Raw genomic sequence first — 15,243 nt, 5'->3', positions numbered from 1 at the left:
CAGCATGAGTCACGCTAGTACCTGCCATCCCATTTTGCGCCGAGATTTTGTCCATGCCATCACCGACGATCGACTTCCGAGCCATCCGCCCTCATCTCGGCAGCCAACACGGTGGATTTGAAGAGCTCGTATGCCAGCTCGCTGTGCTCGATACGCCTGCTGGCGTCCCTTTTCATCGCAAAGGAGCCGGGGCTGATGCGGGGCTCGAATGCTACCGCGTCGATCGCGATGGTTCTGAGACTGGCTGGCAGGCCAAGTATTTCTTCGCGCTGGGCAGCGGTGAGGCTGCGCAGCTCAAAGAGTCTTTCGACAACGCTGTAGCCAAGCATCCGGCATTGGCTCGTTTCGTCGTCTGTCTACCGTTCGACCTATCGGACGGGCGTGTCGACGGGCGAAAGTCTGAGCGCGATCGCTGGAACGACTGGGTGGCCGCGCGGCAGTCTTCAATCGCACCCCGAAGGGTTGAGATTCAACTCTGGGGGAGCTTTGAACTGATCGAGAGGTTGTCGCGAAATGACCCTCTGCACGTAGGGCGTCGCACCTACTGGTTTGATCTGCCGCATTTCGGCGCCGACTGGCTGGCTGAGCGGTTCGCTATCTCTCGTGCCGCACTCGGTCGTCGCTACACGCCCGAGCTGAACGTCGAGTTGGATATACGCCAGGGTTTGTCAGCGTTCGCCCGCGACCCCGACTTTATGCGCCGCATCATTGATTGGGCGAATGATCTCGATGAGGCAAGGCATCGTGCGTTACGCGACATCAGTGCGGCGCTGGAAGCTGCTCACGCAGAAGATGTGACGAGGCTCGTTGAGCAATCGGCTGCGATTTCAGCGGCGATTCGCACCGCACGGTTGGGGCCTACAGATCCGCTCCCGCTGGTCGAATGGCGCGCATTGCTGGCAACCGCGCGCGCAACCCTTAGCCGCTGTTCCACGGCGATCTGGGGGCTGCGTCGCCAGCCCGAAGGTGATCGAGAGACGGTGCGCAACGGTTCGCGTGCCATCGAGCTTCTGCGCGATGGTCTCGATAGTGTTGCCGAGGCGATTGATGCGCCTGGAGCCCGCTTAGCCAATGTGCGTCGATTGCTGCTTGTCGGCGAGGCAGGTGTCGGCAAGTCGCACTTGCTCGGTGACGTTGCCGAGCAGCACATCGCCCGCGGCTTTCCCGCCGTGCTCATGCTTGGCGGTGCCTTCAGCGACGCCGAGCCCTGGCGGCAGATCGCCGAGCAACTTGGACTGACCCATGCTTCTCCGGATGCGATCCTCGGTGCCCTGGACGCGGCGGCTGAGGCTATGGGCACGCGCGCGCTGGTGATGGTGGATGCGATAAATGAACGGAATGGTGTTGCCGTCTGGTCTGAGCGACTGGCCGCGTTCCTCGCGGTTGCCGACCGCTTCAGTCATGTCGTGCTTTTGGTCTCGTGCCGTACCACCTTTGTCCCTTACATTGTGCGCGACCTTGATTCGACGACGCTGCCTCGGCTTGAGCACCCAGGTTTTGCCGGGAGAGCAGCCGAGGCCGCGCGCCGTTATCTCGACCAGCGCGGCATTGTGCGTATGGCGGCTCCGCACTTCGCCGTCGAGTTTGAAAACCCGCTGTTCCTGCGTACCTGCTGTGACATGCTTGAACGCCGAGGCTCGAGAGAGTTTCCGAAGGGCCTCGACGGCGTATCGAGTGTCTTCGATTTCTATTTTGGCGCGGTTGTCGAGGCACTCAATCACCGTATGGGGCTAGCCCCCAGGCTCAAGCGTGTTGAGGCTGCCCTTGAGGCACTCGCCGAGGCAATGGTCGTCGCAGGGACTGGCTATCTCTTGATCGAGAAGGCAAACGCGATCCTCGAGAGGATTCACGGCTCAAACGGCCGCGCCGAGCAATCGCTGTTCTTTCAGCTGGAAAGCGAGGGAGTGCTCGCGGTTGAACTAGTCCACGATGACAACGGTGCACCGGTTGAAATGGTACGTTTCACCTTCGAGCGGATAAGCGATCATCGTATCGCTCAAAGGCTGCTCGATACCCATGTCGGAGAGGGTGATCCTGCGTTGGCTTTCACTCCTGGCGGCCCACTCGCACCCTATGCAATCGGTGCAGGATCGTATCGCTTCGCTGGCATCGCCGAGGCATGGGCAGTCCAGCTGCCCGAGCGCTACGGCGTTGAGCTACTCGATATGATCACCAACAAGGCAGACCGCTGGGACCTCCTTCACGCCTTCCAACTCAGCCTGCTCTGGCGCCGCCAAGAGGTCTTTACCGCGCGGACGCTGGAGTTGCTTGAAAAGTGGGCGGATGCTATGGGTGGTGACATCGTGCTCGAAACATTGTTGGCGATCGCCACCGAGCCCAGCAACCGTTTCAACGCGGACTATCTCGACCGTTGGTTGAGACCGCTATCAATGCCGGAGCGTGATGTTCAGTGGTCTACACGTGTGGCGGAACTCGCCGCCAACGGCGACGATGGCGATGGCGATGGCGATGGCGATGGCGCGATCAGCACATTGATTGAATGGGTACTTGCCAATGGCCTTGAACCAATTGACCTTCCTCGTGCCCGTCTTGCCGCGATCACGCTCGCTTGGTTCACCAGCCTCAGTCATCGTTGGGTGCGCGACATGGCAACCAAGGCACTGGCGACGCTATTGGTCAATCGACGAGACCTCGCGGCGACGCTGATTGAGCAGTTCGCCGGCGTTGGTGATGCCTATGTACTGGACCGCGTGCTCGGCGCCGCATATGGCGCGGCGACTCGTCGCTCAAGTGATGAGGGACTAGCCGAGCTTGCCCGTGCTGCCTTCAAGGCGGTCTTCGAGCGCAATCCATTGCCATCCCATGCGCTCGTTCGTGATCACGCGCGTGGCATCATTGAACTCGCTGCCAGCCGAGGTGTGCTACCTGCGGACATACCACTGGAGCGAATTAGGCCCCCATACCAACGCGGTATTGCTCTTGAAACGATCTCCGACGAGACGCTTGAAGCGTACGGGGACGACTATGGGGGGCATTGGTTTCGTGATGAAATCTGCAGCTCTGCGGTCGAAGACGGAGACTTCGCGCGCTACAAGATCGACTCGCTTGCGAGCAACTTTCTGCTTCTACCTCGTGAAGAGCACGGCAAATCCATGCGCGAGATCTTCGACGCGTGGTACGCCGAAACGGTTGCATCGAATCCCGAACGCCAAGCAGCGTTTTCTCGTGTCGTTGAGCTAGCCGAACGGGCGCATTCAATGCCCTCCGGGTTCAGCGAATTTATCAGTCGGAGTAGTCGTTCCACTGGACTGGCCGAGGTGCGCCGTGCGGCAGAGAACGAACGCAACGAGGCGATTGAACAATTTAAGAACTTTTTGGGTGAGACTGAGGCTGAAGCGTTCCGCGTCCGAGCCGAAGGTTATGTCTGTGGCCGCATGTGGCACGAGAGCGCTCCGGCCTGGCATCCGACTTATGCACGCGATAGGTCGCGTCGCTGGGTTGCATGGCGGGCACATGAGCTAGGTTGGACTGCCGAGCGCTTCGCCGAATTCGATCGCCAGATGATCAGTCATGGCCGGATGGAGCATCGCATTGAGCGCATCGGTAAAAAATATCAGTGGATTGCCTATCACGAACTGACTGGGCGCTTATCTGATACTGCCCTCATTGAGGAACGACACGGAGACGTTCCGGCGCTCTATCAAGGCCCCTGGCAAGTCGGTGCGCGCGAAATGGACCCAACCATTCTCGTGACTCGTACCAAGCAGCGCGACTCAGATCGGCAAGTCGCAACCTGGTGGTCACCCCATGCTTCACATTGGCGGGAAGATCCGCCCGAGGCCCGCCTCGCATGGATGCAAGATCAGAGCCGGGATGTGCCTGATCCGGTTAAGCAGATTGACGTCACTGATCCTGGCGGTCGACGTTGGCTTGTGCTGGACACCAGTGTGGGACGAAATCAGTGGGTCATGGTTAATGGCGAGCGGCTGATCCACCGGATGACTTGGCACAAGGTGAAATCGATGCTGGTCGCACGTGGTGATGTCGAGCGCCTGGGCCACCGGCTTTCCCGTTCGGCTAGCAACCGCGATCACTTCCCCGAAGTTGATATGCCAAGTGACGGCTATCTCGGCGAGTACCCTTGGCACCCGGTGTTCGCGGAGGTTGATGGCGGCTGGGAAATTGACAGGTTCGGGAACATCCCGATCCAAGCCACTGTGGCCAACTGGCTTATCGAGCGTTCAGGCCACGATTTTTCGGTCGAAGAAAGTTTCAATCTTACAGTCCCTGCACCGGCACTCGTGCGAGGTCTTAACCTTCGTCTCGCGGAAGGGCGTTCGCTTGCATATGCCAGTGCAGGTGGAGAGATCCTCTTCAAGGACCCCTCTGTCGACGAACCCGGGTTTAGTGCGGCGCTGGTCGATCGTAATGTCATGCGTGCGTTCCTCGATGAAACAGAGCAAGAGCTGGTTTGGGTCTTCTCAGGCGAGAAGAGTGCACATGGGGGGCGGCATCATGGAAATGGATGGGGTGGGGAGCTCAGTTACTGGGGGATCTACCAATTCGACGGCAACACTATCCAGGGTGCGCTCCACTTCGACTGCCAAGACGCCCGAGCCGAGCAAATGGCGGAGTTTCTCACTCATCCTTAGCCGGAGGAGGGCGGCACTCGCTCATTTGGATCGCTCCGCTTGTCGAGCCCATTCAAATCTACGCAGGGTAGAGGGCATGCAGTTCTTGCGCCCTAGGGCGCAGGGGTATGTCGCAGGAATGGCGAAGTGCCATATGCGATCATGGTCTGCGGTTTCTATCAAGAACACCCAAGCGCCTACCCGTAAAGCCACGGCGAACCAGTAGACTTCCTGGGACCATACGGAGCCGGTTCTGATGCTGATGTGCTCCTGGGAGGATCAAGTCGCCGGCCAGGCTAAACAGAACCTGCGCGGTGGGTTGCAGAACGAGAGAGTGCGACGTCGGGTCAGCAGGCGGAAGCGTGACAGGATCGACAAAATTAGCGCTTCGCTTATAGCATCAGGCCACGCAGCTATCAAAGCGCCATGCAGCCGCAATTCGTCAAGGAACGTCGACCGTGATCACCAAAATCCGAATCCGTGGTTACCGTATTTACAAGGATTTTCTTCTGAAGCCAAACGCAGGCGTGAACATCCTGGTAGGAGACAACGACGCCGGTAAATCCACTCTAATGGAGGCGATTTCGCTGGCGCTCAACGGCCGAATGGGGGGGCGAGGAATCCTAGAGGAGCTCAACCCCCACTGGTTCAACACCGAGGTGGTGGCAGAGTTTCTTTCCCTCAGGAAAGCTGGGAAGAAGCCAGTGAAGTGGTCAAGTAAAACTGGACACCGGTTTAGGTCTATCCAGCCAGCGCTTCGCGCTGTGCCGGTGTCTGGTAGCTGTTGTAGCTGTGTGGCCGTCGGTGGTTGTAGTAGTCGGTCAGGTAGCGCAGTACATCAGCCTCTGCTTCGGCTTGGCTGGCGTAACCCGAAGCCGGTATCCATTCGGATTTGAGGCTCCGGAAGAAACGCTCCATCGGGGCGTTGTCCCAGCAATTGCCGCGACGACTCATGCTCTGGCGGATTCGATGCCGCCAGAGCAATTGTCGAAATTCCTGACTGCTGTAGTGGCTGCCCTGGTCGGAGTGAAACAGCACGCCGGCGGNTCTTCAGTTCAATACTGCTTGGGTTTTGAGAAAACCCTAAACTTGGCTCAGCAATCGCAAATAAACTCTCGAATTCACGAGTGTTACTTGTGATGCTGATAATCAGTTGACTATCAGTCTTACCTCACAAGCACCCACACGAATTGCTTGATTCAGTTGTTAAAGAGCGTTTCGATCAAGTCTTTCGTCTCAACCGAGGCCGCGCATTCTACGCTAGCCGTTCTTGCTGTCAAGCTGTTTTTTCGAAATTTTCGTTTCTACTCAACCGCTTGCGCTTCCGATCCGATTCACTCTTCTCGTCAGCGGGAGGCGCATTCTACAGCGTTCAAACTCGCTGTCAACACCTCTCTTCAAGCCCACTTACCAACGACCTAACTCATTGATTATCAAGGAGTTCTGCCTGGCGACTGCGCCGGAAGAGGCGCGCATTATAGGGATCTGAAATCTGTCGTCAACACCCAATTTCAACTATTTACCGAAGCAGCTCGAACGCCTCTTATATATAGAGAGGTGCCCCTCCCCTGCTTCAGGCTTCAAGTGCTTCGCGCAGCCCGCTGCGTCGCTCTAAGCGCCGCTGCACCGCCTGCTCGAAGATGCCTGCGCGGCTTTCCACCAGGCTGAACCAGTGACGCGCGCGGGTGATACCCGTGTAGACCAGCTCCTTGGTCAGTACCGGATTCAGGGTGTCCGGCAGGATCAGCGCGCAATGAGCAAACTCCGAGCCCTGGGACTTGTGCACCGTCATCGCGAACACCGTCTCCACCGCCCCCAGCCGGCTTGGCAGGATATGCCGCAGCCCGCCGCTGCCGTCATTGCGAGGAAACACCACCCGCAGCACCTGACGCGGCTGCGCACCGGGGAACTCCGGCGGCTCCGGCAGGCGCAGCGCGATTCCGATGTCACCGTTCATGAGTCCCAGGCTGTAGTCGTTGCGGGTCACCAGCACCGGACGCCCCTCATACCAGCCGTGATCCTGCTCCAGCAACCCTCGACGTTGCAGGGCCTGTGCAACACGCTCGTTCAGCGCCTCGACGCCCCACGGCCCCTTGCGCACGGCACAGAGCAACTGGAAGCGGTCGAAGGCAGCCAGGACACCGGCGGCCCAAGCATCCCAGGCGGCCGCATCATCGCCGAGCGTCGGTCGTAGATCGCGCATTACCTCCAGGTAGTGGACGTATCCCTGAGCTCGCTCCTCCGTACCGGGCAGACCATCGAGCAGGAGACGTTCAAGGCCTCGGTCCTGCTCTCCAGCGAGACGCAAAACATGCAGGTCATCGCTGCCGGCCGCCAACGTACCCCGCGCAGCGCCAGCGTCGCCGGCGTTCACCGCACGCGCCAGCCGTCCAATGCCGGAGCCGCTACCGAAACGCCGCGAGTGCCGAAGCATGACAATGTGTTGCGCCAAGGCTTTCTCGCCGGGAACAAGCGCTGGGTCGGCCAATCGCTCGCCCGTGCAACCTTCCAGCCACTGACGGGTGCCCGCACTGTAGCCACCGGACTCGGCGTCGCGACACAGGTCGCCCAGCACAGCCCCCGCCTCGACCGACGCCAACTGATCCTTGTCGCCCAGGAGGATCAACCGAGCATGTCCCGGCAGCGCGTCAAGCAGATTGGCCATCATCTCCAGATCGATCATCGACGCCTCGTCCACCACCAACACATCCAGGGGCAGCGGATTGCCCGCGTCATGGCGGAAGTGACGGCTGTCCGGGCGACTGCCCAGCAGCCGGTGCAGGGTCGTGACACTGCTGGGAATGTGCTGCCGCACCGCCTCGTCCACCGGCAACGACGCCACCTGGGCGCCGATGGACTCCGTGAGACGCGCGGCGGCTTTGCCGGTGGGTGCAGCCAGGCTCAGGCGTAGCGGCGCCCCTGAGGCCAGCGCCGCTTCCTGCAATAACGCCAACAGGCGCACCACCGTGGTGGTCTTGCCCGTACCGGGGCCGCCGGTAATCAGCGTGAACCGCCCCTGAGCGGCCAGGGCACAGGCCAGTTTCTGCCAGTCGGTCAGCCGCTCGCCATCCAGCACCAGCGGCTCGGGGAAGAGCGTCGCCAATCGCTCCGCCAGGTCCACCGGCGCATCGGCCGCCGCGCGCAGGCGCTCATCGATGCAGCCGGCCACGCGGCGTTCGTAATCCCAATAGCGGCGCAGATAAAGGCACGGCCCCGCGAGCACCAGCGGCGCCCCCTCGCCATCCAGCAGCCCGCTACCCGCGCAGGCAGCCAGCCATTCATCCAGGGTCAGACCGGCCAACACCTGAGACGGCAGCTGCGCGGCCTGCTCGGCGTCCTCGCCTTCCGGCGGCAGGGACAGAGCGAAGTCCGGGTCGGCCAGGGTCGCCGCCAGATCAAGGCAGACATGGCCCTGCCCCAGTTGGTGGCTGGCCAATGCCGCACCGAGGATCAGTAACGGCGAAGCCTGCGGGTCCAGCTCGGCGAGGAACTGCGCCAACGCGCGGTCCAGCTCCCGCAGCCAGCCGCGCTCGCTCCAGGCCGCCAGCAGGGTGAAAAGTTCGGCGCGATCGCGCAGCGCCGGGGATAGGGTCGGGCTCATGCCGCGGCCTCCTCAGGATCACCGTGGAACAAGGCATCCAGCTGTTCGATCAGCTCGCGCGACGGCCGCGCCAGATACAGCCCCGTGCCAGGCGCACGGAGGAACAGGTAGAGCGCGCCGCCCAGGTGACGGTCGTAGTCGTAGCCCGGCAGACGCAGGCTCAGCTGCCGGTGAAGCGCCAGCACGTAGAGCACGTACTGCAGGTCGTAGCGGTGACTGGCGACGGCAGCGGTCATGGCCTCGCGGGTGTAGGCGGCGTCATCGGCCCCCAACCAGTTGGACTTGTAGTCAGCCACGTAATAGCGGCCCTCATGCTCGAACACCAGGTCGATAAAGCCTTTGAACATGCCGTTCAGCGTGTCGGCGCGCAGGGGCTGCCGGGCAATGCCAGGCAGCTCATGGCGCTGCACCAGCGCGTCCAGACGCTGCACATCGACACGACTGGCCTCGAACCAGAACTCCAGCTCAGGCTGGTACTCGACCAGATCCGCCAGCCGCACCGCCCGGCCCTCACCGAGACCCAGGGGCTGCGTCAGCAGCGCTTGCAGCCACTGGTGCAGCGGATCGATCCAGCTTTCGAGGCCCCGCCGTTGGCAACGGCGCGCCAGCAATTCGCGCAACGCCTCCGGGCCGCTGGCGAGGTGGGCGAAACCTTCATCCGCTGCCATCTCCAGCAAGCCATGGAGGAAGGTGCCGGGGTTGGGCCCGCGCGGGAACCGGTGCAGCCCCTGAGCCGAAGCCGGCAATTGCACCTGCGCCAGCGCCGGGCTTTCGTCATCGGTGGAGTTCTGCATCGCCGCGCTGTCCGGTGCGGCATCGTCGTATCGACTGGGCTGCTGCACCTCGCCCTCCTCCAGACGCAATGCACTGTAGGAAGCGATCCACCAATGCTCACCGGCACGGCGGGCCGGCGTGCGCCAATGCGGCTCGAACTGCGCGGCATCCTGTGGCTGGTAGTGCTGTTCGCTGGCTTCAGGGGCCGGCAGCAGGTCGCTGCGCAACGCATCCTTGAAGGGTTCCAGCCAAGCGGTCAGATCGGCACTCTGCGCCAGCGCCTGACCACCGCCCAGCAGGTAGCCGAGGGCGGACTCGTGCAGCCGCGACTTCCTGGCGTTGCCGATCTTCAGGTCGGCGACGCCCAGCCAGCAGGCGTGACGGGCACGGGTCAGCGCGACATACAGCAGACGCAGGTCCTCGCCCAGGCGTTCCAGCTCGGCACGCTCGACGGTGGCCTCGTCGGCCTTGAGCACCAGCCGACGGCGCTCGCCGTCATGGACCTGCAAGGGCTTCTTGTCGTCCACCGGGCGGAAGGCACAGATAAAGGGTAGAAACACCAGCGGGTATTCCAGGCCCTTGGATTTGTGGATGGTCACGACCCGCACCAGGGCCTCATCACTTTCCAGACGCAGCACCTGCTCTTCGGCGGCCTGCCCCTCCCCGGCCAGCAGCTCACCCAGATGGCGGATCAGCGCCAGCTCGCCGTCCAGCTCGGCGGCTGCCTGTTGCAGCAACTCGGCCAGATGCAGCAGGTTGGTCAGCACCCGCTCGCCGTCCTCACGCCCCATCAACCGCTGCGGCAGTTCGAAGTCCTGCAGCAACTGGCGCAGCATCGGCAGCACGCCCTGGCGCTGCCAGCGCTGGCGGTAATCGCGGAACTGCATCACGCGCCGTTCCCAGGTGCGCTCGTCGAGGTTGAGCTGTTCCAGCTCGGCCAGATCCAGGCCGAGGGTGGCGCTGGCCAGGGCCGCGCGCAGCGGGCGGTCCTGGTCCGGCTCGGCACAGGCGCGCAGCCAGAGCAGCAGGTCGCGGGCTTCCTGGGCGGCAAATACCGAATCCTTGTCCGACAGATAAACGCTGCGCACGCCACGCGCGGCCAACTCGCCACGAATGGCTTGGGCCTCGTTGAAGTCGCGCACCAGCACGGCGATATCGCTGGGCTGCAACGGCTTCAGCGTTCCGTCCTTGCTGAAGCCGGCGCGCTGCCGCTGGCCCAACTCCAGCAGGCGCACGATCTCGCTGGCGGCGCCACCAGCCAGGGCGTCGAGGTAGGTGCCCTTGGCCACCGGTTCCTCGGTCGCCAGCTGCCAGAGGTTGAGGGCGGACTGCGCCTGCCCCTCCACCGTCCAGACCTCCTTGCGCCCCTGGGCGCCCACCGGGAAGAAGGGCAAGTCATCACGGAAGAGGAAGGCCCCCGCCCCGCCCTCCCGGTTTTCGGCCCGCAGGAACAGGTTGTTCACCGCATCCACCATGTGCTGGCTGGAACGGAAGTTCTTCTCCAGGTTGTAGTGCCGCCCCAGGGTGGCGCGGCGCGCGCGCAAATAGGTGTGGATGTCTGCACCCCGGAAGGAATAGATGGCCTGCTTGGGGTCGCCGATCATGAACAGGCCGCAGTCGTCGCGATTGGCCTCCACCTCATAAAGGGTGTCGAAGATGCGGTACTGCAGGGGATCTGTGTCCTGGAATTCATCGATCAAGGCCACCGGGAACTGGCGACGAATCACCTCGGCCAGGCGCGGACCGCTTTCACTCTGCAGGGCGGCATCAAGGCGCGTGAGCATGTCGTCGAAGCCCATCTCCGCGCGTTGGCGCTTCTCCCGGTCGAAGCGCTGACGAACCCAGGCCGCTGCGTGGCGCAGCGCCGCCTCGGCCGGGTCCGGCAGGTTGTCCAACTGATCCTTCAGGATGGCCATGGCCTCCAGCGCCGGGTGCTTCGGCGGCTCGCCCTTCCAGGCCTCGGCAAGACCCTCGGGGGTAAGACGGGTAAAGCCGCCGCCGAGGTCCAGCGCAGCGTCGTCGCCGCTGGCCCAGGCCCGCAGCTTGTCGAACCAGGGCAGGAAGTAGCGCGCCTGAATCTTGCGCCCGTCCACCTGCTTGGCGGCGGCGCCCGCTTCCAGAATGCCTTGCAGCTCATCGGCCCAAACCCGCCAGGGTGCCTTGAGCGAGGCCAGGTTCCGTTCACGATCCTGCAGCGCGAATTCCAGCAATTCGCCAAGGGACTGCTGACTGACCGCGCCCTCCTCGCCCAGCAATGGCCGCAGCCGCGCGCCGAGATTGGCCGGGGTGCCCCAGCTCCGCACCGCCCATTCCAGAGCAGCGCCTTCAAGTGGGTAGCAGTGCTGACGCCAGTAGTCCCGTACCACTTCGGCCAACAGTTCGCTGTGGTCGGTTTCGAGCGTCTGGCTGAACAAGCTGCCGCTGTCGAAGGCGTGCTCCCGCAACATGCGCTGGCACCAGCCGTGAATGGTGGAGACCGCCGCCTCGTCCATCCACTGCGCAGCCAGCTCCAGGCGCCGGGCGCAGTCCGCCCACTCGCCCTGAGGCACGTCACCGCGGAGCTCGGCCAACAAGGCATCCGGCTGACCGTCGCCACGGAAGACGGCCGCCGCCTCCACCAGGCGCGCGCGGATACGGTCGCGCAGCTCGCGGGTGGCGGCATCGGTGAAGGTCACCACCAGGATCTGTGGCGGCAACAGCGGCTCACGAAAGGCGGCCTCGCCTCCATGACAGAGGATCAGCCGCAGATAGAGCGCGGAGATGGTGAAGGTCTTGCCGGTACCGGCGCTCGCCTCGATCAGACGACTGCCATGCAGTGGGAAGCTGAGCGCCAGGGGGCGTTGGGGCTGGCTCATGCCTGGGCCTCCTTGAGGGCGGTGGGCTGGCTGTCCAGCAGCGGCCGGTAGAGCCGTTCGCTCCACGCGGGGAATTGGCCATCGGCGTTCAGGGCGGCGTAATGAGGGAACTGCCGCGCCAGACTCGCGCTGCCCGCCACCTCTCCCGTGACGTTGTAGCCCCCCTCATATACAGCCTGGGCCTTGTCGTCATTGGCATCCTGCAGCCAGGAAAGCGACGTTTTCAGCGCCACCGGCAGCGGGGCCTGCATGCCGGCTGTCCAGGCTTCCAGCCAGGCGGTCAACAGCCGGGCGGCGTGATCGACCGGCAGCGGTTCGAAGGCCAGGGCCTGGTCCTCGCCCACCAGCAACGTGGTAATGGGCACCTCGCAGGCGGCGGCCACCACATGCAACACATAGGGCCGCAGAAGGCGATGCCATTTCCAGGCGCTGTCCTTGGCCAATGCGCCAGGCAACAGCTCCAGGCGCGCGAAGCTGCCATCGGCCTTCTGCCTCAGGCCACCCAGCCAGCCCTCCAGCTGCACGGCACCCGCACTGAAGCTGAGCCGCCGCGGAGACTCCACCCGTTCCGGCCACAGCAGGCAAAGCCCCTCATAGCGCTGCACTTGCGCCGGCAAAGGCTCCAGCAAGGCATTGCGGTATTGCTCGCCAAAGCCGGCCAACGGCAGCACGCCGCTGCGCTGGAGACGGTCGGCCGCATCCACCAGGGCGTTCTGGGTATCGCCGCCTCGCGCCAGCACGGCGGATTTGAGCAAGCGGTCCTGCAATTGGAAACGCTCCAGGCCGTCGAGGGCGAACGGTTCGCTGTCCAGTTGGGCCTGCTCTTCTTCATCCAGATGCACCTTGAGCCGCCGGGTGAAGAAGCATTTCACCGGGTCCCGCAGGAAGCTCTGCAGCAGCTCGGGCGTGACCTGCAGCCCCTCCTCCCAAGCCGGCAAACTGCCAGCGGGCTCGCTCGGCGTCGCTTGGCGATGCAGAGCAGCCCATTCATGGACGTAGCTGAACAGCTCCGGCTCAGCGCCGAAATAGCGGCGGCTGAAGGGCTGCAGCGGATGTTCGGTGGTCAGCGCGTGAAGCAGATCGCCCTCCCCGGCCAGCGTCCAGCCCGTGCCAAGGTGGTCACGCAACTGGCCCACCAGCACCGACGGCGGCCGCTCGCTGTTATCACGGATGCTGCGCCCTACCCAGCTGATGTAGAGACGGTCCCGCGCGGCGAGCAGCGCTTCCAGCAACAGGTAGCGATCGTCCTCGCGGCGGGAACGGTCGCCGGGGCGGTAGTCGCCCGCCATCAGGTCGAAGTCCAGCGGTGCCTGGCTGCGGGGGTAGTCGCCGTCGTTCATGCCCAGCAGGCAGACGTGGCGGAAGGGAATCGCGCGCATGGGCATCAGGGTGCAGAAGTTCACCGCGCCGGCCAGGAAGCGTTGGCTGAGGCGGCCCTGATCGAGGTCACCGAGCCAGGCCTCGCGCACCACCGGCAGCGGCAGCAATGCTTCAAGCCCGGCGGCTTCGCAGAGCTCCAGCCAGGCATCGAGGGCGTCCAGCAACTGGTTGCGCAGCACTTCGTCGCGTTCGCCCTGCGGCAGGAAGAAGCTGTCCAGCAGCCCGCGCAGACGCTCACCCCACACGACGGGCGTGGCCGGCTCGCGGAGTTGCTCCAACTGGATTTCGAGGGCTTCCAGCAGACGGGTCAGCGGGCCGATCAGGGCAGCGTCGAGGCCACCGATCTCGTCATAGGGCTCGATACCGGCGTAAGCCCCGGCGCCACCCACGGCATAGCCCAGCAGCATGCGGCGCAGACCGAAGCGCCAGGTGTTCTGCTCCAGGCCCGGGCCAAGCCCGAGCGCTTCGCGCTGGCGGGCGTCCAGGCCCCAGCGGATGCCAGCACCTTCCAGCCAACGGCGCAGGGTGGGCAGTTCTTCTTCCCTGATGCCAAAACGCGCACGCAGCGCAACGACATCCAACAGGTCCAGCACCTCACTGACGCTGAAGCGGCTGTCGGGCAGTTGCAGCAGGTGTTCCAGGGCGATCACCAGCGGGTCTTTCCCCCGCAGGCCCTGGTCCGCCAGCGTAAACGGTATGTGGCGCGGGTCCTCGCTGGCGAACTGGCCAAACACCGCCTGGATGTGCGGCGCGTAGGTGTTCACGTCCGGCACCATGACGATCACGTCGCGCGGACGCAGGGTCGGGTCCTCGCTGAAGCAAGCCAACAGCTGGTCGTGCAGCACCTCCACCTCGCGCTGGGCGCTGTGGGCGACATGGAAGCGCAGGGAGCGGTCACGCGCCGGGTTCACCGGTGGCCACGTCTCGCGGGTTTCCGCCAGCGGACGCAGGTCGAGAATATCGTTCTGCAACTGGCCAAGCAGGGTGTCCTCCGCCGCCGGGCTGAACAGGTCGATGCGCTCGAAGTCCTCGCGGTAGCGCTGCGGCTCGTCATACTGATCCAGCAAGTTGATGTAGTCGCGGCCCTGCTTGCCCCAGGCGGCCAGCAGCGGCTGGGCGTGCTGGTGCATCTCCTCCTGGTCGAACAGACCGATCTGGCCGGAGGACGCGCCCTTGCGCTGTTGGCGACGGTACTCGTGGCGCAGCAGGTCCTTGTCTTCGACGATATCGCCCCAGTGATGCTGACAGGGGTTGTGCACGTAGAGCATCACCTGGCTGAAGCGCGCCATGGCGGCCAGCGCTTCCAGTACCTGGGCCGGCAGTGAGGAGATGCCGAACACCGTGACGCGGCGTGGCAGGCCGGGGGGCGGCGCGTCCAGCTCCCGCAGGCGGGCGACAAAGCGCGGGTGAACACCGGCACGGCTTTCCGCCAGGTGCTCCTCCCCCACATCGGCCAGCAGCGCACGCCACAGCGCCGGCTGCCAGCGCGAGGCTTCATCCAGCTCACGCTCGCCACCGCGCGAGGTACGCAAGCGGTCATGCCCTTCGGCCCAGTCCGCCAGCCAGTCGGCGCGGTAGACCTGATACTGGTCGAACAGGTCGGCTAGGCGCTCGGCCAGTTGGTGACGCTTGCGCAGGTCATTGTCATCGGCGAGGAAACGGCGCAGCGGCGCGAAGGCGTCCTCCGCTAGCAGGCTCGGCAAGAGCCGCATCAGGCGCCAGGTCAGCGGCGCCTTGTCCAGCGGTGACTGCTGCGGAATGGCGTCACGCCCCAGCACACTGCGATAGGCCTGCCAGAGGAAACGCGCCGGCAGGTCCACGTCGAGTGCCGCCGCGATGCCACAGCCATCCCGCTCGGCCAGCGCCAGCTTGAGCCACTGGGCGATGCCGTTGCTCTGCACCAACAGCACCTCGTTTTCCAGCGGACGCAGCGGATAACGGCGCATCCACTCCACCGCCAGGGTGCGCAACTCTTCCAGATGGTTGCCGTGGATGACGATGAGGCCGGGGGACAGCTCCGGGCTTGAGGGCATCGACTGAC

At 63.9% G+C, this 15,243-nt stretch carries 5 protein-coding genes and 1 pseudogene; 2 read left to right on the top strand and 4 right to left on the bottom strand.

Annotation, left to right across the window (positions count from 1 at the left end; genetic code table 11):
• The first annotated feature begins 53 nt into the window (after positions 1 to 53).
• Positions 54 to 4,613, top strand: a complete 4,560-nt coding sequence (locus tag TQ98_RS13630) for an ATP-binding protein (protein WP_146036018.1) — start codon at positions 54 to 56, stop codon at positions 4,611 to 4,613.
• 437 nt (positions 4,614 to 5,050) lie between these two features.
• A complete protein-coding gene (locus TQ98_RS28120) occupies positions 5,051 to 5,488 on the top strand; it encodes an AAA family ATPase (protein ID WP_242443119.1) in 438 nt (145 codons plus the stop codon).
• On the opposite strand, the pseudogene TQ98_RS13620 reads toward TQ98_RS28120, so the two are convergent.
• From TQ98_RS13620 to recC, 4 genes and pseudogenes are all read right to left on the bottom strand, one after another.
• Positions 5,376 to 5,633, bottom strand: a pseudogene (locus tag TQ98_RS13620) (integrase core domain-containing protein); the annotation flags it as partial. The gene TQ98_RS28120 and the pseudogene TQ98_RS13620 overlap by 113 nt on opposite strands.
• A gap of 532 nt (positions 5,634 to 6,165) precedes the next feature.
• Complete coding sequence (gene recD, locus TQ98_RS13610; RefSeq protein ID WP_103102956.1) at positions 6,166 to 8,193, bottom strand: exodeoxyribonuclease V subunit alpha; 2,028 nt, start codon at positions 8,191 to 8,193, stop codon at positions 6,166 to 6,168.
• Complete coding sequence (gene recB, locus TQ98_RS13605) at positions 8,190 to 11,822, bottom strand: exodeoxyribonuclease V subunit beta (protein WP_044871326.1); 3,633 nt, start codon at positions 11,820 to 11,822, stop codon at positions 8,190 to 8,192. Before recB ends, recD begins: the two co-directional genes overlap by 4 nt.
• On the bottom strand, positions 11,819 to 15,235 hold the full coding sequence (gene recC, locus TQ98_RS13600) for an exodeoxyribonuclease V subunit gamma (RefSeq protein ID WP_044871327.1): 3,417 nt from the start codon (positions 15,233 to 15,235) through the stop codon (positions 11,819 to 11,821). The genes recB and recC overlap by 4 nt, the downstream gene beginning before the upstream one ends.
• Positions 15,236 to 15,243: the final 8 nt, after the last annotated feature.

Source organism: Pseudomonas sp. LFM046, assembly GCF_000949385.2.
Taxonomy (GTDB): Bacteria; Pseudomonadota; Gammaproteobacteria; order Pseudomonadales; family Pseudomonadaceae; genus Metapseudomonas.
Note: the sequence above shows the minus strand (reverse complement) of the source record. Positions and strands in the feature narration are given on the sequence as shown.